This window comes from Tenacibaculum sp. 190524A05c (assembly GCF_964036595.1).
GTDB lineage: Bacteria > Bacteroidota > Bacteroidia > Flavobacteriales > Flavobacteriaceae > Polaribacter > Polaribacter platacis.
Map to the genome: position 1 here is coordinate 77,854 of NZ_OZ038523.1, position 11,232 is coordinate 89,085.

Genomic DNA, 11,232 nt, shown 5'->3' on the forward strand with positions numbered 1-11,232 from the left:
ACAAATGAAAAATTTGAAGAATTTAATATTATTATTTGTTTTACTAATAAGTTCTACATTCAACTTATTTGGTCAAACCCCAGATCCTGCTGATGATAATAACATTTATTATCAAATAACTATTAACGGGCCATCAGCTGTTTTATCATCAGGGCTATCAGAATCGGCTCCAATACAATCTACCAATGCCACAACTGGAGCTGTTAATATTACAGCATCTGGAGGTACACCACCGTATAGGTATTTCTTATATAAATCAGGAACTTCAGCTCATGTCGCTACAGGAAGTATTGCTAGTAATAATGGATCTCAAGAAATAACAGGATTAGGACATGGGACTTATTATGTAGATATTTATGATGCAAATTATTCTGGTAGTTTAACTAATCCTACATATAGCGCAAGTAATTGTAATAACAAGAGGAGTACTACAGTACTTCTGGCTAATCCTAACCCTTTATTTATTAATGCTTCGATTCGAACAGTAATTGATTGTAAGGGAGAAAAAGGAGCAATTAATGTAGATGTTAAAGGAGGAGTTCAACCCACAGTAAATAGTGGGAATTATAGGGTAGAACTATTATTAGGTGGCGTACTTCAAGCAACAAAGTTTGCTAGTTTTAATGCAACAACAAACCAACGTGTATTTTTTGATAATTTGTCTGCTGGAAATTATTCTGTAAGAGTTACTGATAGATTCATTAACAATACGGATACCCAGTCATTATCAGAACCTAGTGCGTTTGTAACTTTTCAAAAGATTACAAATAGTGAGGTAGATGCAACTTGTAATGGAGTTTCTAATGGTAAGGTTACTGTTAAAGCTGGAGGTGGAACACCTCCTTATAGTGTATTCTTAGATGGAAGCAGTTCTGCTTATGCTACATTCTCTACAACAAGTAATTTTCAAATAACAGGATTAGGAGCTAAATCGTATACGTTAAAGGTTAAAGATTCAAATGGGTGTACTCCAGTTGGTGATCCTACATATACATTTACAATTGGAGAACCAGATGAATTACAGGCGATAAATCCTATCGCAACAACTACTGTTAGTCAAGGAACTTCAAGCGGAGGAACTATTCAAGTTGAAGTAATTGGAGGAACTGAAGCGTACACTTATGAATTAAAACAAGGCTCTACAACATATACGAACTTTACAATTGAAAGTTTACCAGGAAATAGAGAAAAGGTTAAATTTTTAAATTTATCGAAAGGAACATATTCTTTTAAAGTCACGGATAGCAAAGGATGTGAAGATACAATTACATCTATTCAGGTTAAAAACCCAGCAATTCTTGAAATTCCATTTACTTCGGCTAATGCTACTTGTTTTGGAACTGATGGAAATATTAATATTAGTGCTTCTGGAGGATTCACCAATAACTATCGATATGAATGGTTTAAAAAATCTGGAGCTACTTTTAATAAGTTGAATTCTTTAACTGGTAATTCAGAGAATATTAGTGCTGGAATCTATAAAATTACAGTTAGTGTTTTATCAACCTCTAATTCTGTACTGGAATCGAAGGATACTCCGGAAATAACGATTACACAACCAACTCAGATTACTTTAGATTCTTCCACGGCGATTACACATTTAGGATGTAAAGGAAATGGGAGTGGAGCAATTACTTTAGGTAATGTAACAGGAGGAACTCCATTATCTGGTAACAATTACAATTATAGCTGGACAAATTCAAGCTGGTCAACAAACAGAACTACTCGAAATCTTACAGGATTAGCTGCAGGTGTGTATGAAGTTACAATTTCTGATGCTGTAGCCGGATGTTCTATAACAAGATCATTTACTGTTGAAGAACCTTCTTCTGAACTTACAGTAAGTTTAAGGGGAGCAGTAACTAATCCATCAATTAATTCAGCGAATCTCGGAGGAGTAGCTCCAGATGGTAAAATTGAAGTGAATGTTTCTGGTGGTTGGGGTGATTATACATATAAATGGACCAATGGATCAGGAACAGTTGTTAGTACAGATAAAGATTTATTAAATGTAGGTGCTGGAATTTATTCTTTAGAAGTTACGGATAAGGATGGAAGAGGAAATACTTGTGTTGATACTTCAATCATGGAAACACTAACCGAACCAGCTGAACTAAAAATTACTATAAATACAAGAACTGGAGGAGAATTATTTTGTAATGGAAATAGTGATGGTAGTTTAGAAGTTTCTGTGACTGGAGGAACAGGAAATTATAACTACGCTTGGTATAAAAAGAATGGAGCGTCAAGAGATTTTATATCTGGGCAATCAGGAACTATTAATGATTCTACTCTTGCAACAATTACAGGTTTATCAGCTGGAACTTATGGTGTACGAATCAATATGACTAACGCAAATGGTACAGTTATTAATTATTCAAATCCTGATTTCAATTTAACTGAACCAACGAAGTTAGAATTAAACCGAGCAAATGTTCAAGTGAATACAATAGATTGTTTTGGAGAATCAGGTTCAGTAACAATAGCTGCTACTGGTGGTACTCAAAACTATATTTATTTTTTAAGTAAAAATAGCGTTTTGACTAATCCATCTGGTACTGCTTTTACAGGAACCAGTACAACAGTATCAGGATTATCAGAAGGAACTTATTCAATTGAAATTCGAGATCAGAATGGTTGTCGAATTAGAAAGAGTGATAATTCATTAGATACAATTGACTTTACTCTTACAGAACCAGATGAGCTACAGATTATTTCTGGTAGTACGGTTGCAACAGATGCATCTGGATTTAATATTGCAGATGGTACTATAATGTTAGCAGTTAATGGAGGTACACCATCATATTTTTATAGAATTAGTCGTGGTGGAGCAGCTTATAGTTCTTGGACTACATTTAATTCATCAACCGTAATAACAGGATTAGCAGCAGATAATTATAGCGTGCAAATCAAAGATGCAAATGACTGTTTATTAAAAGAATCAGGAAGTACAAAAACTTTAGATTTTACAATTAATCAACCGGATGAGTTATTAGTTAGTTTTAATACAAATCCAGTAACAACAAGATGTAACGGAGAAACAACAGTACTTAACCCGACAATAAGTGGTGGGTTTTTGTCGACTCCAACAACTGATTATACTTATGCTTGGTCATTAGCTAATGATCCAACAAATACAGTTATCCATACAGAAAGAAGCTTAATTCGAGGAAAAGGTAGATACAAGTTAGTGGTGACTGATTCGAATGGAAACTTTAATTCTGCAACTGTTGAAGTAGTAGATAACCCACTTTTAGAAATACAGTATACTGCATCAGATGTAAGCAATGTTAGTTGTTTTGGAGGTAATGATGGAAGCATAAACGTTAGTGTAACAGGAGGAACAGGATCGTATGATTATAAATGGAGTAACAATGCAACAACTCAAGATCTTAATAATCTTACAGCAGGATCATATACGTTAACAGTTGAAGATACTAATGGATGTAAGGCTGATGTAACTATAGTAATTACAGAGCCAGCAACAAGTGTGGCTATTGATACAAGTTCAGAAAATATAGTTAATGTAACAGGTTTCGGAAAGTCTGATGGAAGTATTACAGTTTTAGGCTTAGCAGATTCAGGGACACCATTTGTTGATGTTTCAGGAACAAAATATTATCAGTATTCATTAGCAAACAAAGTTACTGGAGTTGTAGTAGGTACAACAAGTACAGTAACAGGGTTAGCAGGTTCAGTTTCAGGAATTGTTTATACAATGACAGTAACTGATGCTAATGGATGTTCAGTAAGTAAGGATTATACAATTACTCAACCCGAAGCATTAGTTGTTAGTGTAGTTGTTAGTAGTGAGATTGCATGTAATGGAGAACAAGGAACATTGAGTTCTACAGTTACAGGAGGATTCTTAAATCCAAGTTCGAATTATACCTATGCATGGTCATTAGCAAGTGATGCTACAAATACTGTAATCGGAACCAATAGTACCTTAACAGCAGTAGCAGGAAGTTATAAGTTAGTTGTAACTGATTCAAATGGAAATACTGCTGAATTTACAGCTACATTAACTGAAAACCCACTTTTAGAAATACAGTATACTGCATCAGATGTAAGCAATGTTAGTTGTTTTGGAGGTAATGATGGAAGCATAAACGTTAGTGTAACAGGAGGAACAGGGTCGTATGATTATAAATGGAGTAACAATGCAACAACTGAAGACCTTAATAATCTTACAGCAGGATCATATAAGTTAACAGTTGAAGATACTAATGGATGTAAGGCTGATGTAACTATAGTAATTACAGAGCCAGCAACAAGTGTGGCTATTGATACAAGTTCAGAAAATATAGTTAATGTAACAGGTTTCGGAAAGTCTGATGGAAGTATTACAGTTTTAGGCTTAGCAGATTCAGGGACACCATTTGTTGATGTTTCAGGAACAAAATATTATCAGTATTCATTGGCAAACAAAGTTACTGGAGTTATAGTAGGTACAACAAGTACAGTAACAGGGTTAGCGGGTTCAGTTTCAGGAATTGTTTATACAATGACAGTAACTGATGCTAATGGATGTTCAGTAAGTAAGGATTATACAATTACTCAACCCGAAGCATTAGTTGTTAGTGTAATTGTTAGTAGTGAGATTGCATGTAATGGAGAACAAGGAACGTTGAGTTCTACAGTTACAGGAGGATTCTTAAATCCAAGTTCGAATTATACCTATGCATGGTCTTTAGCAAGTGATGCTACAAATACTGTAATCGGAACCAATAGTACCTTAACAGCAGTAGCAGGAAGTTATAAGTTAGTTGTAACTGATTCAAATGGAAATACTGCTGAATTTACAGCTACATTAACTGAAAATCCAGTATTAGCAATTTCATATAGTGCATCAGATGTAAGCAATGTTAGTTGTTTTGGAGGTAATGATGGAAGCATAAATGTTAGTGTAACAGGAGGAACAGGGTCGTATGATTATAAATGGAGTAACAATGCAACAACTGAAGACCTTAATAATCTTACAGCAGGATCATATACGTTAACAGTTGAAGATACTAATGGATGTAAGGCTGATGTAACTATAGTAATTACAGAGCCAGCAACAAGTGTGGCTATTGATACAAGTTCAGAAAATATAGTTAATGTAACAGGTTTCGGAAAGTCTGATGGAAGTATTACAGTTTTAGGCTTAGCAGATTCAGGGACACCATTTGTTGATGTTTCAGGAACAAAATATTATCAGTATTCATTAGCAAACAAAGTTACTGGAGTTGTAGTAGGTACAACAAGTACAGTAACAGGGTTAGCAGGTTCAGTTTCAGGAATTGTTTATACAATGACGGTAACTGATGCTAATGGATGTTCAGTAAGTAAAGATTATACAATTACTCAACCCGAAGCATTAGTTGTTAGTATAGTTGTTAGTAGTGAGATTGCATGTAATGGAGAACAAGGAACGTTGAGTTCTACAGTTACAGGAGGATTCTTAAATCCAAGTTCGAATTATACCTATGCATGGTCATTAGCGAGTGATGCTACAAATACTGTAATCGGAACCAATAGTACCTTAACAGCAGTAGCAGGAAGTTATAAGTTAGTTGTAACTGATTCAAATGGAAACACTGCTGAATTTACAGCTACATTAACTGAAAATCCAGTATTAGCAATTTCATATAGTGCATCAGATGTAAGCAATGTTACTTGTTATAACGGTAATGATGGAAGTATAAATATAACAGTGACTGGTGGTACAGGAGCAGGAACTTATACTTATGAATGGAGTAATGGTGCTACAACTGAAGATATTAATACTTTAGTTGCGGGGGATTATGAAATAAGAGTTACGGACAATAATGGTTGTAGAACTTCTCAAACGATAACAATTACGCAGCCAGATACCTACGAAATAGTTGTGGACAAATTTGTGAGACCAACAGGATTTGGTGTTTCAAATGGTGAAATTTCATTAATAGTAAATGGAGGAACAGATCCTAAAACATATAGCTGGAAAAATGAATCAGGTACTGAATTCAGTACTTCATTAAATATTTCAGGTTTAGCAGCAGGGAAGTATTTCTTTACATCAACTGATGCAAATAATTGTGTTCTTACAGCTGAATACAACTTAGATCAACCAGATCCATTATTAATTTCAATTAAAGAAATAGGAGCTATTCAATGTAATGGGGATAGTTCTGGAATGTTAGAGTTAGAAACTTCAGGAGGTTTTGGAGGTAATGTTTACTCTTGGTTCAATGCAACTACAAATACTCAAATAGGAGGAAACTCAACTTCTATTTCGAATTTATTAGCAGGTTCGTATTACGTAAGAGTTGTTGATGCAGGTGGAAATGAAACTACAAGTACAACTTATACTATTACTCAACCAACATTGTTACAAGTATCAAGTAGTAAAACAGATTTATCTTGTTTTGAAAGTTCAAATGGAGAAATTTCATTAACAGCTACCGGAGCCACAGGTCCATATTTTTATAGGTCAAGAAAAGATGGAGGAGCCTATAGTTCTTGGATTCAATTCAATGGAAATACTACAATTTCAGGGTTAACTATAGGTACTTATGATGTTCAAATTAAAGATTCTAATGATTGCTTATTGAAGGATTCATCAGGATTTACGCAAACACTAAATTTTGTATTGACTCAACCAAACATTTTAGCAGTTACTGAGGTTATTACTAATGTTACTGGATTTGGTTTAAGTAATGGAGATGTAAATATCACAGTTACTGGAGGAACATTGCCATATAGTTTTATTTGGAAAAATGCTAGTGGAACAGTGATCGCAAATACAGAAGATGTTTCAAATCTTCCTGCGGGATCTTACAGTGTTGATATTGAAGATGCTCAAGGATGTACAATATCTGATAGTTATACTATTACTCAGCCTGATTTATTGGTAATTTCAATCAGAGAGATTGGAGCTATTCAGTGTAATGGAGATACTTCAGGTACTTTAGAATTAGAAACTACTGGAGGAATTGGAGGAAATGTATTTACTTGGTTTGATGCAAGTAGTAATACTCAAATTGGAAGTAATTCATCTACAATTACTAATTTATCTGCAGGATCATACTATGTTAGAGTAGTTGATGCCAATGGTAATCAAGCAACAAGTTCTACATATACAATAACCGAACCTACGTTGTTACAAGTATCAAGTAGTAAAACAGATTTATCATGTTTTGAAAGTGCCAATGGAGAAATTTCATTGACAGCTACGGGAGCAACAGGTCCATATTTCTATAGATATAGAAAAGATGGAGGAGCTTATGGAGCATGGAATCAATTCGCTGGTTCAACAACTTTATCAGGATTATCAATCGGTAATTATGATGTTCAGGTAAGAGATTCTAATAATTGTGTTTTACAGGAATCAGGATCAGATAAAATAATTTCATACACATTAACACAACCAGATATTTTAGCAGTTACTGAAATTATTACTAATGTTACTGGATTTGGTTTAAGTAATGGAGATTTAAATATCACTGTTACTGGAGGAACATTACCTTATAAATTTACATGGAAAGACGCTAGCGGAACAGTTATCGCAAATACAGAAGATGTTTCAAATCTTCCTGCGGGATCTTACAGTATTGATATAGAAGATGCTCAAGGATGTACAATATCTGATAGTTATACTATTACGCAGCCTGATTTATTGGTAATTTCAATCAGAGAGATTGGAGCTATTCAATGTAATGGAGATACTTCAGGTACTTTAGAATTAGAAACTACCGGTGGAATTGGAGGAAATGTATTTACTTGGTTCGATGCAAGTAGTAATACTCAAATTGGAAGTAATTCAACTACAATTACTAATTTATCTGCAGGATCATACTATGTTAGAGTAGTTGATGCTAATGGTAATCAAGCAACAAGTTCTACATATACAATAACAGAACCTTCGTTGTTACAAATATCAAGTAGTAAAACAGATTTATCATGTTTTGAAAGTGCCAATGGAGAAATTTCATTGACAGCTACTGGAGCAACAGGTCCATATTTCTATAGATATAGAAAAGATGGAGGAGCTTATGGAGCATGGAATCAATTCGCTGGTTCAACAACATTATCAGGATTATCAATCGGTAATTATGATGTTCAGGTAAGAGATTCTAATAATTGTGTTTTACAAGAATCAGGATCAGATAAAATAATTTCATACACATTAACACAACCAGATATTTTAGCGGTTACAGAGGTTATCACTAATGTTACTGGATTTGGTTTAAGTAATGGAGATGTAAATATCACAGTTACTGGAGGAACTTTACCTTATAACTTTACATGGAAAGACGCTAGCGGAACAGTTATCGCAAATACAGAGGATATTTCAAATTTAATAGCTGGTTCATATAGTTTAGAATTAATAGATGCTCAAGGATGTATTGTTAATAGAACTTATACTATTACACAACCAGACGCATTACAAGTTCAAGTAACACAGCAAAGTATTGTATTATGTAAGGATGATAATACGGCAAATATATCATCTGTAGTAACAGGTGGGGTTTTACCATATTCATATCAATGGTTCGCACAAGGAAACACTAATATTCTAGATACTTCTTCTAGTTTAAGTGGAATTGGTGTTGGTACGTATTATGTAATAGTAACTGATGCACAAAACAATGTTACACAGAGTTCGAATGTTACAGTTACAGAGCCTGAAGTGTTAGCTGTTACCTTAGATGCACAAAGTGCAGGGTGTGGAACAGATAACGATTGGACAATTACCGCGAATCCAACAGGAGGAACGCCACCATATAGTTATTTCTGGAATTCAGGTGAGAAAACTCAAACTATTCAAAACAAATCCTTAGGAACTTACTTTGTTTACATTACTGATGCTAACGGTTGTCAGATTACTGAAAACATTGTACTTGAAAATAATTCGCCGCTTAATGTTCAAGAGACAATTACAGATATTATTTGTTTTAATGAATGTACAGGTGAGATTGATTTAACTATTGAAGGAGGAGTTGCTCCTTATTCTATAGTATGGAGTTCAGGTCAAACAACAGAGAACATTTCTGGATTATGCAGTGGCGAGTACACTGTTCAAATTACGGATTTAGCTGGTTGTAGTATTGTGAAAACATATTCATTACAAAATCCTGCTGAAATTACATTTGAACTAATTCCTAATGATGTAACACTTTGTGTGGGAGAATCAATTGAGTATGACGTAACCATGAACGGAGTTGTTGATTACAGTTGGACATCTACTAATGGATTTACAAGTAACGATAGTGTTGTAGAATTATCAGAAGAAGGAGAATATACGTTAACGATAACAACCACTGAAGGATGTACAGTATCTAAATCTGTAACAATCACAAAGTCAGATGCAGTTGTCGATGCACAATTTATAGTGTCTTCTCAAGCTTTTGTTGGTGAAGAAATAGCAATTATAAATTTATCCAACCCAATTAGTTCTGAAGTAGAATGGGAAATTCCTTCGAATGTTGAAGTAATTCAGAAGGAAAAAGAAGGATTAATACTTAAGTTCAATGCTCCAGGAGACTATGTACTTTCTTTAAAATCAATTGAAGGAAATTGTACTAAGAAAGCAACTAAAACAATTACTGTTTTAAAAGAGAGATTCTTAACAGATGTAGGAGATGCTGCAACACCATTTATTAAAGAGTTCAAAGTGTATGCAAATCCAAACCAAGGACAGTTTAAAGTAGATGTTGAACTAGAGAAGGAAGCAGAAATATCGTTAAGATTATTCGGCTTAGGTGCAAATAATGTGGTAGTTGATAAAACTTTGAATGGACAGAAAGAATATACTGTAGATTATGATATGAATACATCTGCAGGAATTTATATCCTTTTATTAGAAACACCTAAAGCTAAAAGAATAAGAAAAGTAATTATTGAATAATGAGGAGAGTACTATATTTTTTATTAGTTAGTATCGCTTTTGTTGCTTGTATTGATGAAGTAGCATTACCAGTAGAGGCTAAATTTGAAACTGAGATTGTTGATGGAGATAATTCTGCACCGGTAAGAGTTAAAATTACTAACGAAACAGAGGGAGCAGATACTTACAGTTGGTCTTTTGAAGGAGGAAACCCAAGTACTTCTTCCGATAGGAATCCTGGAACTATAATCTATGAGCAAGAAGGAGAATATACAATTATTCTAGAAGCAAGTAATAGAGATGGAAGTATTGATAGACAAGAAGTAAATATTCAAGTTAAACCAGCTATTAATATCGGCTTTACAGCTACAATTATCGATAATAATTTTTCTCCTGTAGAGGTTAAAATTGTAAATACTACTCAAGGAGCTACTTCATTTAATTGGACTTTTGAAGGAGGTAATCCAGCATCTTCAACAGACGAAAATCCTTCAAATGTAATTTTTACAACTCCTGGAGAACATAAAATCAAGCTTCAAGTAAGTAATGGTGAGGAACAATTTGAAATGGAAGAAACCATTGAAGTTGCTCCATTATTAGTTGCAGATTTTGATTATTCAGTAGCACCAGAAGATGATGACTTTCAAGTTCCTGTAAAACTTTCTTTAGAAAATAAAAGTATTAGTGCTACTAATTATGCTTGGACCTTTCAAGGAGCAAGTATCAATTCTTCAATGGAAGAAAATCCTGAAATTGAATTTACAACTCCTGGAGTTTATAATATAGAGCTGAAGTCATCAAACAGTAAAGTTGAAGAGACTATCACCAAAACTATAGAGGTTTTTGAGAATACTAATCTTAGAGTTTTAGAAAATGTTGAATTAGGAATTAATACAGCTCATAATGACAATATTAAAGGAGCTTATTATTCAACAGAAAGCAGAACGGTGTACACAAAGGATGAAGTTACGGATGAAATAGGTAAAACTATAGATATTGCCTTCTTTGGATTAAATAGCGACTTTACATTTAATCGATTTGTGAGTCCAGATGATGTTCAGTCATTCGCTTTTGAGGCGGTACCAAATGCTACAAAAACTAAATTTATCAATCGCTTAGAAGATTGTAATTGCGGAATCAGTTTCACAAGTAGTGATTTTGATGCGATGATAAACGATACTTCAATCAAAGATTTGGTAATAACAGAAACACCAGAAGGACTAAAAGAGTTCGATAATACTGTACTTCCAAGAATTATTATTTTCCAAACGGCAAGTAATAAAAAGGGAGTTATAAAAATAAAAGAGTTTGTTAACGACGGACTAAACTCATTTATAAGAGTTGATATAAAAATGCAAAAAGAGGCTAACCAATAAAAA

At 33.8% G+C, this 11,232-nt stretch carries 2 protein-coding genes; both read left to right on the forward strand.

Features of this window, described 5'->3' with window-relative positions; all coding sequences use genetic code 11:
* The first annotated feature begins 4 nt into the window (after window positions 1–4).
* Window positions 5–9,874: a SprB repeat-containing protein gene (locus ABNT61_RS00350; protein ID WP_348744384.1), complete on the forward strand. Its 9,870-nt coding sequence runs from the start codon at window positions 5–7 to the stop codon at window positions 9,872–9,874.
* On the forward strand, window positions 9,874–11,229 hold the full coding sequence (locus tag ABNT61_RS00355) for a PKD domain-containing protein (RefSeq protein WP_348744385.1): 1,356 nt from the start codon (window positions 9,874–9,876) through the stop codon (window positions 11,227–11,229). The genes ABNT61_RS00350 and ABNT61_RS00355 overlap by 1 nt, the downstream gene beginning before the upstream one ends.
* The last annotated feature ends 3 nt before the right edge of the window (window positions 11,230–11,232 follow it).

Coding starts and splice junctions, on each gene's coding strand:
- ABNT61_RS00350 (WP_348744384.1), top strand. CDS start 5: ATGAAAAATTTGAAGAATTTAATATTATTATTTGTTTTACTAATAAGT.
- ABNT61_RS00355 (WP_348744385.1), top strand. CDS start 9,874: ATGAGGAGAGTACTATATTTTTTATTAGTTAGTATCGCTTTTGTTGCT.